We start from the raw sequence: 14,703 nt of genomic DNA, 5'->3' as shown, positions 1-14,703 counted from the left end.
GGCGCGGCCGAGCCGCTGCCACAGCCAGCCCATCGCGCAGGCGACCAGCAGGCTCGCGGCGAACCGGGCGAGGACCATCTCGGGGTTGTTCGGGAAGGCGACGGCCGTGGCGGTGAGCACGATCGGGTTGATCGCGGGCGCGGACAGCAGGAACGCCAGCGCGGCCGCCGGGGTCACGCCCCGCCGTACCAACGCGCCCGCCACCGGCACCGACGCGCACTCGCACCCTGGCAGCACCGCGCCCGCCAGCCCCGCGACCGGTACCGCGAGCGCGGGCCGGCCGGGCAGCGCGCGGGCGAAGAAGGCGGGCGGAACGAAGACGGCGATGGCGGCCGAGAGCAGCACCCCGAGGACCAGGAAGGGCAGCGCCTGCACGGTGACGGCGACGAACACCGTGGTCCAGCTCTGCATCACGGGGGTGCCGAGCGCGCCCCGGATCGGCGCCTGGGCGAGGACGGCGAGCAGCAGCACCAGGGTCAGGACCAGGGGAGAGCTGAGCCGGGTACCGGTACCACGGGACCGTTCAGCGGGTGGCTCGGTACCGGGCGGGGCGTCTTCGGTGATGGCCACGGGTGGGGTACCTCCGGCTGGGTGCGGCTGCTGTGCGGTACGCGGCCGCGGGTGGGGCCGTTCAAGTGATCACTGGAACCGGCCGCCTTCTTGGGGCAGTCTTTTCCCTCGTGGCGAACAGCGTTCCGTACCAGGGCGGTTCAGGTGGCACGTCGGCGCCGATGGTGGTGTGCGGGGACGACGGTCTCGCGCACCGGCTGGCCGCCGAGTTGCGCGGAGTCTACGACGAGCAGGTCGTGCTCGTCGTGCCGCCGAACGCCCGTACCGCGCGGCGGCCGGTGGTGGGGCGGCCCCGGTCGGCTCCGGCGGCGCTCTTCGACCGGGTGGTCTCGGTGGCGGTCGGCCGGGGCGGGCCCGTGCCGGGCGGGGGTGAGTCCGGTGCGTCCGGCCAACGCGCGGTCGGGGAAAGGGTGCTGGAGGCCGAGTTCCTCACCGAGCAGGTGCTCGCCGAGGCGGGCGTGGAGCGGGCGGCCGCGCTGGCGCTGGTCTACGAGGACGACGAGACCAACATCCGGGCGGCGCTGACCGCGCGGCGGCTGAACCCGCGGCTGCGGCTCGTACTGCGGCTCTACAACCGGCGGTTGGGCCAGCACATCGAGGAACTCCTCGATCAGGCCGCCGTGTTGGTGGGCGAGTCGGAGGAGGCGCTGAGGGACGCGGCCACCTCCGTGCTCTCCGACGCCGACACGGCCGCGCCCGCGCTCGCCGCGACCGCCGTCGCCGGTACCGGCAAGGTGATCCAGGCGGAGGGGCTGCTGCTGCGTGCGGTGGAACGGGTCGCGCCTCCGGCCGGGAGCCCGGAACCGCCCGGCCTGTGCACGCTCGCCCTGCTGTCCGCCGACGGCGACGACGAGGGGCCGGTGCTGCTGCCCGACGACGAGGAGGTACGGCGGGCCGGCGCGCGGTCCCGGGTGATGCTGGAGCGGTTCTCGGCGACGGAGGGCGCGGCACCGGGGAACGGGCTGGGCGTGGGCGGTGTCCCGCCGCTCTCCTCCTTGTTCTCCAAGCAGTTGAGATGGTCGCTGGCGGTACTCGCAGGCTGCGTGATCGCGCTCGCGGTGGCCCTGTCGATCGTGACCGACATTCATCCCCTGCGGGCCTTCTACCTGACCCTGCTGGACCTCTTCGCCATCGATGACCCCGCGCTGCACGAGCCGTTGGGACGCCAGATCCTCCAACTCCTCTCCGGCCTGGTCGGGTTGCTGCTGCTCCCTGTGCTGCTGGCCGCCGTACTGGAGGGATTGGGCACCTTCCGTACACAGTCCGCTCTGCGCAAGCCTCCGCGCGGACTCGGCGGGCACGTGGTCCTGCTGGGGCTGGGGAAGATCGGTACGCGGGTGCTGATCCGGCTGCGCGAGCTGCACGTGCCGGTGGTGTGCGTGGAGGGCAACCCGGAGGCGCGCGGGCTCGCGGTGGCGCGGCGGCTGCGGGTGCCGGTGGTGATCGGGGACGTCACGCAGGAGGGCGTACTGGAGGCGGCCAAGATCCACCGGGCGCACGCCCTCCTCGCGGTGACCAGCGCGGACACCACCAACCTGGAGGCCGTGCTGTACGCGCGCGGCGTCCGTCCCGACCTCCGCGTGGTACTGCGCCTGTACGACGACGACTTCGCCACCGCCGTGTACCGCACCCTGCGCGTCGCCCACCCCCTGGCCACCACCCGCAGCCGCAGCGTCTCCCACCTCTCGGCCCCCGCCTTCGCCGGAGCCATGCTGGGCCGCCGCGTCCTGGGCGCGGTCCCGGTGGAACGCCGGGTCCTCGTCTTCGCGTCGGTCGTCGTCGCGAACCGCCCCCAGCTCGAGGGCCGCACCCTGGCCTCCGCCTTCGAACCCGGCGTCTGGCGCGCCCTCGCCGTCGAGAACGCCCCCGACACCCCACCCGACCACCTCCTCACGAAGGACGACCGGGTGGTGATCGCAGCGACGCGCCGGGGGCTGGCGGAGTTCGGCTGAACCGTCCCGGTGGAGGCAGCGGTTGCCCGACGGGCCTGTCCCGACCCGCGGCGGAGTGCCCATCCGCCGGGCCCGCGCGCCTCGCGGGGCCCTGACGGGCGGCGGAACCCCGACCGCGCGCTGCCGTAGCCGGTCCCGGCCGGGTGATCGCCCCCCCCCGCCGGGACCTGGCGAGACCCGGCCGAGGAGCTCTACTCCTCCGATCCCCCCAGGTGCCGCCGGGCGAAGTCCATCTCCAGGCGGACCTGCTTGATCCGCTCGTCCACCACCAGGGAACCGTGGCCCGCGTCGTAGCGGTAGACCTCGTGGGGGGCGCCGCGGTCGCGGAGGCGGGTGACGTAGTTGTCGATCTGGCGGATGGGGCAGCGGGGGTCGTTGACGCCGGCGGAGATGTAGACAGGGGCCTTGACCTGGTCGACGTAGGTCAGCGGGGAGGACGCGGCGAAGCGGTCCGGGACCTCCTCCGGGGTGCCGCCCAGGAGGGTGCGGTCCATGGCCTTCAGCGCCTCCATCTCGTCGTGGTACGCGGTGACGTAGTCCGCGACCGGCACCACGGCGATGCCCACCGTCCACGCCTCCGGCTGGGTGCCGATGCCGAGGAGGGTGAGGTAACCGCCCCAGGAGCCGCCGGTGAGGACGAGGCGCTCGGGGTCGGCGAGCCCGGAGGAGACCGCCCACTCGCGCACCGCGGCCACGTCCTCCAGCTCGATCAGCCCGACCCGGTGCTTGAGGGCGTCGGTCCAGGCGCGCCCGTACCCGGTGGACCCGCGGTAGTTGACGCGGACCACGGCGTACCCGTGGTCCACCCAGGCCGCCGGGCCCGCGGCGAAGGAGTCGCTGTCGTGCCAGGTGGGACCGCCGTGCAGGTCGAACACGGTCGGGAGGGGGCCGGTGGCCCCGGCGGGCTTCTGGACGAGGGCGTGGATACGGCCGCCGGGACCGTCCACCCACACGTCCTCCACCTCGACCGAGGGCGGGCTCTTCAGGCCGGGCGGGTCGAGCACGACGTCACCGCTGGTGGAGCGGACCACCGGCGGCTCGGCGGCCGAGGACCACAGGTACTCCACACTGCCGTCGGGGCGGGCGGTCGCCCCGGAGACGGTGCCGGGCGGGGTGGGGATACGGTCCAGCTCGCGGGTGGCGAGGTCGTAGCGGAACAGCTCGCTGCGGGCCTCGAAGCCGTGCGCGATCAGCAGGGCGGAGCCGTCCGGGTACCACTCGGCGGCCACGTCGCCGGGCAGGTCCAGCGGGAGGTCCGTCTCCGCGCCGCTCGCCACGTCCCAGACCAGCGGCTCCCAGCGGCCCCGGCGCTGGTGGCCGATGAGGAGGCGGGTGTCGCCGTCGACGGGGGCGAAGCCCAGCACCTCCAGGCCCAGCTCCTCGGTGCCGCCACGGGTGTCGTCCAGGTCGGCGACGGCCGTGCCGTCCGGGCGCAGCACGCGCAGGGCGCTGTGCATGGCGTCGCCGTGCTCGGTGTGCTCGACGGCGATCAGCGTGCCGTCGTGCGAGAGGTCGCCGACGCCGGCCGACTCGCGGTGCCGGTAGATCTCCACCGGCGCCTCACCGGCGCGCGCGAGGTGGATCGTCGTACCGTCCTCGTCGGTCGACCGGCCGACCACGGCCGTCCGCCCGTCCCGGCCGAGGGCCAGCCCGGCCGGGTAGGAGGGCGCGAGGCCCGGTACGGCCGTCTCGTCGGGGCCGCCCCCGAAGGGCTGGCGGCGCCAGACCCCGAACTCGTCCCCGTCCTTGTCGTCGAACCACCAGATCCACTCGCCGTCCGGCGAGAGCACGCCGTCCGTCGTGCCGTTCGGCCGGTCCGTCGCCTGCCGCTGCGCACCGCTCGCCCGGTCCCACGCGTACAGCTCGTACGTGCCGGTCGCGTTCGACACGAACAGCGAGCGGTCGGGCGCGTCCTCGGCCCAGTCCGGCAGCGAGACCCTCGGCGCACGGAACCGCTTCTCCCAGTCGGGCATCTCCACAGCTTCGTCAGCTTTGTCCATGCCCCCTAGGATCACCCGTCCGACGGGTTACGGGACACCCCTGAGCTGCCGCAACGAGGTTCGGGGCCGGCCGGGGCCGGGCCCACCGTGAAGGTGACAAACGGGGCGCCGTACCTTTGGAGCGTGTACCGGTTTCTGCTGACACCCCGCTGGTGGGGCATCAACGTCTTCGTGCTGCTCGCCATCCCGTTCTGTGTGTTCATGGGGTCGTGGCAGCTCAGCCGGTTCGAGGGGCGGGTGCAGGATCATCGCACCGCCACCGAACAGGCGGCGGACTCCCGCCACGAGCAGGCGGTACCGCTCGCGCGGATGCTGCCCGTGGACAAGGCCACCTCGGGACGGCGGGTCGTGGTCAGCGGCGAGTACGGCAGGCAGCTGCTCTCGCCCGGCCGTGAGCTGGACGGCAGGACCGGCTTCTACGTCGTGACCCTGCTGCGCACCCCGTCCGGCGAGTCCCTCCCCGTGGTCCGGGGCTGGCTGCCCGGTGCGGCCGACCCGGCGAAGGCGCCGAAGCCCCCGGCCGGCAAGGTCACCGTCACCGGTGCGCTCCAGGCCCCCGAGTCACCGGGCAGCAACGGCGTCCCCGCGACCGGCGGTCTGCCCGCCGGGCAGACCAGCGCCATCACCCCGGCCTCCCTGGTCAACCTGGTGCCGGACCGGCTGTACGCGGCCTGGGTGACCCTCGACCGGGGTGATGCCGGGATGAAGGCGGTGCCCGCCGTCGCGCCCGTGGGGACCGGGCTGGACCTGAAGGCGTTCCAGAACCTCGGCTACACCGGCGAGTGGTTCGTCTTCGCCGGCTTCGTGGTCTTCATGTGGTTCCGCCTGCTGCGCCGCGAGGCCGAGGCCGTCCGCGACGCCGAGCTGGGCCTGGTGACGGAGGACGCCGACGCCCCCGAGGACGCCGGCACCCCCACCACTGTCTAACTCTCGGACTGCATGCCGGTGTAGTACACCGTCCCCGCGCACGCGTTCGGCACCGCGGCCGTCGCCGCCGCGCCGGAGGCCGCGCTGTAGGTGACCTGGACGCTGCCGTCGGCCGGGCCGTCGACGGTCACGAGCTGCGGGGCGGCGCCGACCGTGCCGCCGGTGTCCGTGGTGCCGGCCGTCGTGCCCGTGTCGCCGCTGGGCGAGGGGTCGGGCGAGGGCCCGCCGGTGGCCGAGCCGCCGCCGGTGGAGCTGTCGCCACCGCCCGGCACCGGGCAGGTCTCGGAGGGCACGAAGGCGAACTTCTCCGCGTACGCCCCGCCCGGCCGCAGCACCAGCGAGGACACCGCCAGCGAGGGATCGGGCAGCCCGCTCGCCGCGTCGCCGGACACATGCGCGGCCACGCTCAGTTTGGCCTGGTCGGCCGCGCCCACCGCCACCGCGCCGACCTGGCCCGCACCGGTGACCGTGCAGGCGGTGCCGGAGACGTTGGCGACGCGGAAGGTGCCGTAGACCACGCCGGCGGAGTCGGGCCCGCTCGCGCTGCCCGTGACGCCCAGCTGGGCCGGGGTGCAGCTCGCGGTGCCGGAGGCGAGGCTCGCCGAGGGGTCCGCGGCGCCGGGCGCGCCGGACTCGCCGCCCCCCTTCCTGCCGGGCTCGTCCTTCCGGCCGCCGTCCTTGCCGGGGCTGGGCGTGTCGCCCGTGGTGCCACGGGTGCCGCCGGTGGCACCGTCGGAGGTGCGGCCCTTGCCCTCGGTGCCCTGCGCCGACTCGGACTGGCCGGCCATCGCGGTGTTGGGGTCGGTGCCGCCGGTGTTGGAGACGTGCACCAGGGCCGGGATCGCGGTGCCGAGCAGCAGGGCCGCCGCCGCCATGCCGACCGCCGCGTGCCGCTTGCGGGCCCGGCGCGCGGGAACGGCCCGCCGCAGGTGCTCCAGCGAGCCGGTACGGGGCTCCACGTCCTCCACGGCGGAGTGCAGCAGCCGCCGCAGCGCCTGCTCGTCCGCGCCGAGTCCGTCGTCCAGGCCGTCGGCCTCGATGCCGCGGCCGCCCCTCCCGGAGCCGGGCGACGACGTGCCGCTCAGCTCCAGAAGCCGTTCCAGCCCGTCGAGTCCGTCGAGCTTGCGTGTCTCCGCGTCGGCGGAGGCGTCCGGACGGGCGGACTCCTCCCCGCGGCTGCCGTCGTTCACAGTTTCGTTCCCAGCGTGCGTCGGCTTGTCGTGTCGGTCGGCCCCCGTGGTCGACTCGTCGGCCGGCTCGTCCCGCTCACTCATGTCTTGGCCCCCATGGACACCCGCAGCGCGGCGATGCCCCGTGAGCCGTACGCCTTCACCGAGCCCAGCGAGATGCCGAGCGTCTCGGCGACCTGCGCCTCCGTCATGTCCGCGAAGTAGCGCAGCACCAGCACCTCGCGCTGGCGGCGCTGAAGGCCCTTCATGGCCTTGATGAGCGAGTCCCGTTCGAGCTGGTCGTACGCCCCCTCCTCCGCGCTCGCCATGTCCGGCATCGGCTTGGAGAGCAGCTTCAGGCCGAGGATGCGGCGGCGCAGCGCGGACCGGGAGAGGTTGACGACCGTCTGGCGCAGGTACGCCAGGGTCTTCTCCTTGTCCCGGACGCGTTTGCGGGCCGAGTGGACGCGGATGAACGCCTCCTGCACGACGTCCTCGCACGAGGCGGTGTCGTCCAGGAGCAGGGCCGCGAGACCGAGCAGGGAGCGGTAGTGCGCCCGGTAGGTCTCGGTGAGATGGTCGACGGTCGTGCCGGCGGCCGCGTCAGCCGCGGTGTCGTCGGCGCCGTCGCGCTGGCCGGGTATGCGGGTGGGGCGCGCGGCGGGCATCGGCGCGATCACCGGCATGCCGCCGGGCACACGCGGACGGAGTGCCGCACGGGGCGGCCGGAGCGCCGCCGCGCCGCGGGCTGCTGGGGATACGCCCGGCTCGAAGAGAGTCGGTGCGAGTTCGAGTACCTCTGCCACGCCAGTTGGACACGCGTACCCCCGACAGGGTTGTACGTGCCGGGCGTCACATTCACGACGACCGACCGTTCCTCAAGTGCCGCCATGCGTCCCGCTCTTCCCCTACGCCTAGTTGAAAGGGCGTCACCACGCCCCACCGCGACGCCCCGCGCCCGGAATCCACGTCCCGCCGCACCAGGGTGAGGGCAAAGACGCTCCCGGTGCTCGCGCGGTTGCGGAGGACTGGGAGGGAAATCCTCTGTCGTGACGAAGGCCGGGTACAAGTGGTTTGGACCATGGTTCCGGCCACATTCCCCAGGAGAATCCCATGAACAGCACAGGGTTCTCACATCATTTCGGCGGCCACCAGCTCGGCGATCTGGGCGGTGTTGAGGGCGGCGCCCTTGCGCAGGTTGTCGCCGCAGACGAAGAGTTCGAGCGCGGTGGGGTCGTCCAGCGCCCGGCGCACCCGGCCCACCCAGGTGGGATCGGTGCCCACCACGTCGGCCGGTGTGGGGTACTCCCCGGCGGCCGGGTCGTCACACAGGACCACGCCGGGGGCGGTGGCGAGGATCTCGCGGGCGCCGTCCACGGTGACCTCGTCCTGGAAGCGGGCGTGGACGGTGAGGGAGTGGGTGGTGACGACCGGGACCCGTACGCAGGTGACGGCGACCGGCAGGGCGGGCAGGCCGAGGATCTTGCGGGTCTCGTCGCGGACCTTCATCTCCTCCGAGGACCAGCCGTCCTCGCGCAGCGACCCGGCCCAGGGCACCACGTTCAGCGCGACGGGTTCGGGGAACGGCCCGGTCAGCTCGCCCACCGCACGCCGTACGTCACCGGGCGCGGTGCCCAGGTCGGTGCCCGCGACCAGGGACAGCTGGGCGCGCAGCGTCTCGATCCCGGCCCGCCCGGCCCCGCTGACCGCCTGGTAGGAGGAGACCACCAGCTCGCGCAGCCCGAACTCGGCGTGCAGCGCGCCGAGGGCGACGATCATCGACAGGGTCGTGCAGTTGGGGTTGGAGACGATCCCGCGCGGCCGCATCCGGGCCATGTGCGGGTTGACCTCCGGGACCACCAGCGGCACCTCGGGGTCCATCCGGAAGGCACCGGAGTTGTCGACCACGACCGCGCCGCGCGCGGCGGCGATCGGCGCCCACTGGGCGGCGACCTCGTCGGGCACGTCGAACATGGCGACGTCGACGCCGTCGAGGGCGTCCTCGGTGAGGGCGGCGACCTCGACCTCCTCACCGCGCACGGCCAGCTTGCGGCCGGCCGAGCGCGGGGAGGCGAGCAGCCTGATCTCGCCCCAGACGTCCGCCCGTTGGGACAGGATCTGGAGCATCACCGCTCCTACGGCTCCGGTCGCCCCCACGACCGCCAGTGTCGGGCGACCGGTGCGTGCCATCAGCGGCCCGTGCCCCCGTAGACGACGGCCTCGTCGGTGTCGGAGTCGAGGCCGAAGGCGGTGTGCACGGCGCGGACCGCCTCGGGGACCTCGTCGGCGCGGGTGACGACCGAGATGCGGATCTCGGAGGTCGAGATCAGCTCGATGTTGACGCCCGCGTCGCTGAGCGCCTCGAAGAAGGAGGCCGTGACGCCCGGGTTGGTCTTCATCCCGGCGCCGACCAGGGAGATCTTGCCGATCTGGTCGTCGTAGCGCAGGGAGTCGAAGCCGATGCCGGAGCGGTTGCGCTCGAGCGCGTCGATGGCCTTGCGGCCCTCGGTCTTCGGCAGGGTGAAGGAGATGTCGGTCAGGCCCGTGGAGGCGGCCGACACGTTCTGCACGACCATGTCGATGTTGATCTCGGCGTCCGCGATGGTCCGGAAGATGGCCGCGGCCTCGCCCGGCTTGTCCGGCACGCCGACGACGGTGATCTTGGCCTCGGAGGTGTCGTGCGCGACACCGGAGATGATGGCCTGCTCCACCTGCTGTTCCCCTTGCTCGATCGGCTCGCTGCTGACCCAGGTGCCGCGCAGCCCGCTGAAGGAGGAGCGCACGTGGATCGGGATGTTGTACCGGCGGGCGTACTCCACGCAGCGGTGGAGCAGCACCTTGGAGCCGGACGCGGCCAGCTCCAGCATGTCCTCGAAGGAGATCCAGTCGATCTTCCGGGCCTTCTTCACCACGCGCGGGTCGGCGGTGAACACGCCGTCCACATCGGTGTAGATCTCACAGACCTCGGCGTCGAGCGCGGCGGCGAGCGCGACGGCGGTGGTGTCGGAGCCGCCGCGGCCCAGCGTGGTGATGTCCTTCTTGTCCTGGCTGACACCCTGGAAACCGGCGACGATGGCGATGTTGCCCTCGTCCAGCGCGGTGCGGATGCGGCCCGGCGTGACGTCGATGATGCGGGCTTTGTTGTGGACCGAGTCGGTGATGACACCTGCCTGGCTGCCCGTGAACGACTGGGCCTCGTGGCCCAGCTTTTTGATCGCCATCGCCAGCAGGGCCATGGAGATACGCTCTCCGGCGGTCAGCAGCATGTCGAATTCACGTCCGGCAGGCATCGGAGAAACCTGCTCGGCGAGATCGATCAGCTCGTCCGTCGTGTCGCCCATCGCGGAGACCACGACAACCACCTGGTTGCCGTTCTTCTTGGCTTCCACGATCCGCTTGGCGACGCGCTTGATGCCCTCGGCATCGGCTACGGAGGAGCCTCCGTACTTCTGCACGACAAGGCCCACGTGCGCTCCTCGCTCGGTTCGTTTGTGTCGGCTCAGTCTATCGAGCGGGGGAATCCGGCTTCCTGGGTACCGCATGGTGAGACGCCGGTCCGCTGCCGTACTCCCTGCCCAGCGCCTCGCGAGTGATGGCTGTACGTGAACGAGTGTGCAGTGACTCACAGGGGGTGAGGCGGTCAGTCGGCGAACTCTTTGAGGGGGGCGGTGTCGAGGATGATGCCGACCGGACCGGGCAGCTTGACGGAGGCGCCGGAGGGCAGCTTCTCAGCGTGGAGGTAGCGGCCGTTCTCCGGCTGGTTGTACACGTCGGCTGAGCCGTCGTCCCGGTCGATGAGCAGGTACACGGGGATACCTGCCCCGGCGTAGCCGTCGGGCTTCTCGACTCGGTCGCCCTGATGGGTGTCGGAGTGTCGGCCCCTGGACCCTCCCGTTGATGAACTCCAGCCGCACGGTCTCCGGGGCATGGCGTTCGAGCTCCTCGAACTCCTCGACGGACATCTGCGGCCGGTGTTCGGTCCTGGGGGTCATGGCGTCGCCTCCTCGACTACATGGTGCCCCGACCGGCACCTCCTGCACGCTCATACGTCCCTCCCCGCCCTGGGCCGTAGCCCGGCCGCCCTGCGCAGCTCGGCCGCCCAGTGGGTCACGTCGACCACCCCGGTGTCGTCGGCCGGGTCGCGCAGGAACGTCTCCGGGACGTTCCCGACCGGCGGACCGCATGCTTCCTCCGCCTCCGCCGCCTCCTCCGCCTCGATCTCGGCATGACACTCGCGACAGATCCCGTCGATGATCTCCGTCGTCCGTTCGTCCGCCTCGCAGGTGGCGCAGGCCATGATCACGCGGCTGACGCGGGCGCGGCGGCCACCGGACTTCTGCCGGATCTTCGCCTTCGTCGGGGGCATCTTGTCCTCCAGTCGTTTGCGGGCGAGTCCGCCCGGGTTGGTGACGGCGGGCGGAAGCCCGTCGGTCAGGGCCCTGGTGATCTCCTGCGGCGTCGCGCCGAGGGCCAGCCACTGCGCGGCGAGGGATTCGAGGGAACGGCAGTCCGACGCGGACAGGGACATGCGCGGGTCCGCGTCGCGGAGGTCGGCGAGGGTGCGGTAGGCGGCGCCGGGCTCGTCCGAGGGCTCCTCAGGGTGCGGCTCGGAGGGCTGTCGACCGGGTTCCGCCGGGGCGGCTTCCGCGCCCGCCTCCTCGGCCCGCGCCAGCCCCGACTCGTACCGGTCGGTGACGTCCAGACCCTTGCGCTCGCGCACGAAATCCGCCCACCACTCCGGCGACCTGGGCGTACGTGACCAGTACGTCCGCGTCACCCAGCGCATCGAGTTGTCCTCGATGGTGAGGTGCTCGCGGATGTGCCGCAGGTGGCCGGCCGCGGCGACGCGCTTCAGCGACGTGCGCACGGCCTGCTGGCCGTAGCGGGGGTGGACGGCTGCGATCGCCTTGTAGCCCATCGCGTGACCGTCGTCGAGGTGGTCGACGAAGACGGCGATCTCGCGGTCACGGGGGCTCAGGTGTGCGAAGTCCGGGTCGTCGTGCGGGTTTTCGTCACCGGCAGAGCGCTTGCCATAGCCCGATTTGGCCATGGGGTGCTGCGGGGACGGCAGGGCAGGGCTAGGGTGAGTGCAAGCCGCCATCGAGTTCCGTTCGATGAGTAGGTCTAGGCCCCGGAGCCGGTGTTGGCGCACCGACCGGGGCCGATCTATTGCCGCGAACCTAGGGCGGCTTTACTCTCCAACGCAAGCCGATCACAGAAAGTCACACTTTCGAGGTAGGCGGCTTCAACTCACCTGGGGACTTGGTTGGTTGGGTTGGTTTTCACCCAGCCCAGAAACCCATGGAAGAGGCTCGAAGCCCGAGGCTCAAGCCTCGGGCTGAACTGCGGCGATGAGCACGCGGCCGCTGTGTCCCCGTCAGCTGCCCGTCGACGCCGACCCGATGTCACCGCCCGCGGCGATGGACCCGGTCCCGGCACCGGCACGCCTAGCGCAGCTGGCGGATGCCGAGCGGGGTGCCGATCTCCTCGGCCATGACCCGTCCGGCCTCCATCTCCAGCACCTCGTCGCCCAGGTCCTGGTCGGTGTCGAGGCCGTCCAGTTCCTCCAGGGGCTGGTTGAGGCGGACGTGGATGAGGACGGACTGCAGGGCGCGCAGCACGGCGGAGGCGGTGGGGCCCCAGTTGGAGAAGTAGGAGAACTGCCACCACCACAGCGCCTCGGCGATGCGGCCGGCCCGGTAGTGGGCCATGCCGTGGCGCAGGTCGGTGATGATGCCCGCCAGGTCGTCGGAGATCCGGGCGGCGACCGGCGCGGTGCGGGGCGCGTACGGGTCGAAGACCTCGGAGTAGACGTCGATCGGGTCCAGCAGACGGGCCAGGTTCTCGCGCAGGCCGTCCGCGTCCAGCTCGGGGCCGGGGTCGGGCTCGTAGCGCTCGTCGGGCAGGAAGTCCTCGTGCGCGCCGAGGCGGCCGCCGGCCAGCAGGAGCTGGGAGACCTCCAGCAGCAGGAAGGGCACGGTGGAACCGGGCTCGTCGCCCTTGGCGACCTCGGTGACGGCGACCAGGAAGCTCTCGATCTGGTCGGCGATCTGGACGGCGAAGTCGTCCGGGTTCTGCGACGTGGCGTGCAGCGTGGCGTCAGACATCTAGCAGTCGTCTCCCCTCGAAGGCGCGGCCGAGGGTGACCTCGTCCGCGTATTCCAGATCCCCGCCGACCGGGAGGCCGCTGGCCAGGCGGGTGACCTTCAGACCCATGGGCTTGATCATGCGGGCGAGGTACGTCGCCGTGGCCTCGCCTTCGAGATTGGGATCGGTGGCGAGGATCAGCTCCGTGACGGTGCCGTCGGCGAGGCGGGCCAGGAGTTCCCTGATCCGCAGGTCGTCCGGGCCGACGCCCTCGATGGGGCTGATCGCGCCGCCCAGGACGTGGTACTTGCCCCGGAACTCACGGGTGCGCTCGATGGCCACGACGTCCTTGGGCTCCTCGACCACACAGATGACCGAGGGGTCGCGGCGCGGGTCGCGGCAGATGTTGCACAGCTCTTCCTGCGCCACGTTTCCGCAGGTCGCGCAGAAGCGGACCTTGGCCTTGACCTCCATGAGGGCGTGCGCGAGCCGTTTGACGTCCGTCGGCTCGGCCTGGAGGACGTGGAAGGCGATCCGCTGCGCGCTCTTGGGACCGACGCCGGGGAGCCGCCCCAGCTCGTCGATGAGGTCCTGGACCACGCCTTCGTACAACGGACTGCCTTTCCTTCAAGACCTTGCGGTACGTACGGTAGTTGCCCCGGCGTCAGAAAGGCAGACCGGGGATGCCGCCGCCGCCGAGTCCCTCGGCCAGCGGGCCGAGCTTCTGCTGCTGGAGGGCCTGCGCGTTCTCGTTCGCCGCCTGTACGGCCGCGACGACGAGGTCCGCGAGGGTCTCGGTGTCCTCCGGGTCCACGGCCTTGGGGTCGATCTTCAGCGCGCGCAGGTCGCCGGAGCCGGTCACGGTCGCCTTGACCAGACCGCCGCCCGCCTGGCCCTCGACCTCCGTGTTCGCCAGCTCCTCCTGGGCCCGCTGGAGGTCCGCCTGCATCTTCTGGGCCTGCTGGAGCAACTGCTGCATGTTCGGCTGGCCGCCACCGGGAATCACGGGGGTGTCTCCTGTCTGTCTTCGCCACTTCACTGCTCGGCACGAGCCTACGTGGTCCGGGCGGCCCTCGCGCTGCCACTCTTTCGAGTGAGATCGCCTCCGGCCCCCTACCTGATCAAACCCCTCTTCCGGGCGTACCACCCCACGAACGCGGCACCCCGCCACCCATTGGGCGGTAGGAAGGACACTTCGCGCCGCCACGGGTGTGACGGCCGCGCGATCGGTGTTCGTGTTCAGTAGGGAGTACCGGGTGGGTCAGCCGGAGCAGCAACCCGAGCGTCCGCCGCAGGAGCGCCGCGACGGGCCCGCGGGTACTCCGCTTCCGGCGGGCCGGGGATCTGCGGATCTGGACGTGAGCGGACTTCTGGCCGGGGATCTGGTGGGGCGGGCGCTGCCGCTCGGGGACTGGGGCGAGCCCGCTGAGCGGCTGGGGGAGCTGTTCCGGTGGGTGGAGGCGGGGGCGCTGCGGACGGCGGAGTGGTATCTCGCGGACCGGGTGTGGCGGCGGCGGGCCGCGCGGGTGTTGCGGGGCGGTACGGCCGCGGGGGTGGTGGTCGGGGCGGGGCTGCCGTTGCTGGACGCGACCGGGGCGGTTGCGGGGTGTGCGCCCTGGGGATACCTGGCGTTGCTGCTGGGGGCCGCGTGTGCCGGGGTGGACCGGTGCTTCGGGCTGACCTCGGGGTGGATGCGGGACCTGGCCACCGCCCAGGCGGTCCTGCGGCGGTTGCAGGCGCTCCAGTTCGACTGGGCGTCGGAGAGTGCGCGTGAGGTGCTGGGTCCCGCGGAGGGCACGGCGGGGGAGGCGGCGGAACGTTGCCTCGGGATTCTGCGGCGCTTCTCGGAGGACGTGACGGAACTGGTCCGTACGGAGACGTCGGACTGGATGCGGGAGTTCCGGGGCAGCCGTCCCCCGGTCTGCCCTCCGCCCCCTGTGTCCCGGCCCGCGGACCCCGCCCCCGTCTCCCGCTATCTCCCCCCACCCCCGGGCACCC

Annotated in this window: 13 protein-coding genes and 1 pseudogene; 3 read left to right on the top strand and 11 right to left on the bottom strand. The window is 72.4% G+C overall.

Annotation, left to right across the window (positions count from 1 at the left end; translation table 11 throughout):
• On the bottom strand, nt 1-570 hold a 570-nt coding region (locus tag GT030_RS33650; protein ID WP_346009803.1), incomplete at its 3' end, for a permease.
• A 161-nt stretch (nt 571-731) separates the two neighbouring features.
• Here GT030_RS33650 and GT030_RS33645 point away from each other — a divergent pair.
• Nucleotides 732-2,522: an NAD-binding protein gene (locus tag GT030_RS33645; protein ID WP_161204307.1), complete on the top strand. Its 1,791-nt coding sequence runs from the start codon at nt 732-734 to the stop codon at nt 2,520-2,522.
• 191 nt (nt 2,523-2,713) lie between these two features.
• Here GT030_RS33645 and GT030_RS33640 read toward each other — a convergent pair whose 3' ends face one another.
• Nucleotides 2,714-4,522 carry a prolyl oligopeptidase family serine peptidase gene (locus GT030_RS33640; RefSeq protein ID WP_161204305.1) on the bottom strand — a complete coding sequence of 603 codons (1,809 nt, stop codon included), beginning with the start codon at nt 4,520-4,522 and terminating at the stop codon, nt 2,714-2,716.
• Nucleotides 4,523-4,645: 123 nt separating this feature from the next.
• Between GT030_RS33640 and GT030_RS33635 the strand changes: the two genes are divergently transcribed.
• The gene (locus GT030_RS33635; protein ID WP_161204304.1) at nt 4,646-5,449 is read left to right on the top strand and encodes an SURF1 family protein; all 804 of its coding nucleotides are present in this window, start codon (nt 4,646-4,648) and stop codon (nt 5,447-5,449) included.
• Here the strand turns inward: GT030_RS33635 and GT030_RS33630 are convergent.
• The 9 genes and pseudogenes from GT030_RS33630 to GT030_RS33590 form a co-directional block, all read right to left on the bottom strand.
• Nucleotides 5,446-6,639 (bottom strand): hypothetical protein, encoded by a 1,194-nt coding sequence (locus GT030_RS33630; protein WP_346009802.1) that lies wholly within the window; start codon nt 6,637-6,639, stop codon nt 5,446-5,448. The two genes, GT030_RS33635 and GT030_RS33630, sit on opposite strands and share 4 nt — an antisense overlap.
• An 80-nt stretch (nt 6,640-6,719) precedes the next feature.
• A complete protein-coding gene (locus GT030_RS33625; RefSeq protein WP_130338165.1) occupies nt 6,720-7,304 on the bottom strand; it encodes a SigE family RNA polymerase sigma factor in 585 nt (194 codons plus the stop codon).
• Nucleotides 7,305-7,749: 445 nt separating this feature from the next.
• Nucleotides 7,750-8,808 (bottom strand): aspartate-semialdehyde dehydrogenase, encoded by a 1,059-nt coding sequence (locus GT030_RS33620; RefSeq protein ID WP_161204303.1) that lies wholly within the window; start codon nt 8,806-8,808, stop codon nt 7,750-7,752.
• Nucleotides 8,808-10,085 carry an aspartate kinase gene (locus GT030_RS33615; RefSeq protein ID WP_161204302.1) on the bottom strand — a complete coding sequence of 426 codons (1,278 nt, stop codon included), beginning with the start codon at nt 10,083-10,085 and terminating at the stop codon, nt 8,808-8,810. Before GT030_RS33615 ends, GT030_RS33620 begins: the two co-directional genes overlap by 1 nt.
• Before the next feature lie 173 nt (nt 10,086-10,258).
• Nucleotides 10,259-10,610 (bottom strand): annotated as a pseudogene (locus tag GT030_RS33610) (Uma2 family endonuclease).
• A 50-nt stretch (nt 10,611-10,660) separates the two neighbouring features.
• A complete protein-coding gene (locus tag GT030_RS33605) occupies nt 10,661-11,668 on the bottom strand; it encodes a hypothetical protein (protein WP_161204301.1) in 1,008 nt (335 codons plus the stop codon).
• 397 nt (nt 11,669-12,065) lie between these two features.
• A complete protein-coding gene (locus tag GT030_RS33600) occupies nt 12,066-12,725 on the bottom strand; it encodes a DUF5063 domain-containing protein (protein WP_161204300.1) in 660 nt (219 codons plus the stop codon).
• The gene (gene recR, locus GT030_RS33595; protein ID WP_135791532.1) at nt 12,718-13,317 is read right to left on the bottom strand and encodes a recombination mediator RecR; all 600 of its coding nucleotides are present in this window, start codon (nt 13,315-13,317) and stop codon (nt 12,718-12,720) included. The genes GT030_RS33600 and recR overlap by 8 nt, the downstream gene beginning before the upstream one ends.
• A gap of 52 nt (nt 13,318-13,369) precedes the next feature.
• On the bottom strand, nt 13,370-13,711 hold the full coding sequence (locus GT030_RS33590) for a YbaB/EbfC family nucleoid-associated protein (protein ID WP_130338152.1): 342 nt from the start codon (nt 13,709-13,711) through the stop codon (nt 13,370-13,372).
• Nucleotides 13,712-13,961: 250 nt separating this feature from the next.
• On the opposite strand from GT030_RS33590, the gene GT030_RS33585 reads away from it, so the two are divergent.
• Nucleotides 13,962-14,703: SLATT domain-containing protein (locus GT030_RS33585; RefSeq protein ID WP_161204299.1), on the top strand; the 742-nt coding region annotated here is incomplete at its 3' end.

It is taken from the genome of Streptomyces sp. SID1328 (assembly GCF_009865595.1).
Taxonomy (GTDB): Bacteria; Actinomycetota; Actinomycetes; order Streptomycetales; family Streptomycetaceae; genus Streptomyces; species Streptomyces griseoluteus.
The sequence above is the reverse complement of the archived record's forward strand: the minus strand, read 5'-3'. Positions and strand labels throughout refer to the sequence as shown.

Excerpts from the sequence above, each read along its gene's own strand:
- GT030_RS33640 (WP_161204305.1), bottom strand. The coding sequence starts at position 4,522 with ATGGACAAAGCTGACGAAGCTGTGGAGATGCCCGACTGGGAGAAGCGG.
- GT030_RS33605 (WP_161204301.1), bottom strand. The coding sequence starts at position 11,668 with ATGGCCAAATCGGGCTATGGCAAGCGCTCTGCCGGTGACGAAAACCCG.
- GT030_RS33620 (WP_161204303.1), bottom strand. The coding sequence starts at position 8,808 with ATGGCACGCACCGGTCGCCCGACACTGGCGGTCGTGGGGGCGACCGGA.
- GT030_RS33625 (WP_130338165.1), bottom strand. The coding sequence starts at position 7,304 with ATGCCGGTGATCGCGCCGATGCCCGCCGCGCGCCCCACCCGCATACCC.
- GT030_RS33600 (WP_161204300.1), bottom strand. The coding sequence starts at position 12,725 with ATGTCTGACGCCACGCTGCACGCCACGTCGCAGAACCCGGACGACTTC.
- GT030_RS33645 (WP_161204307.1), top strand. The coding sequence starts at position 732 with ATGGTGGTGTGCGGGGACGACGGTCTCGCGCACCGGCTGGCCGCCGAG.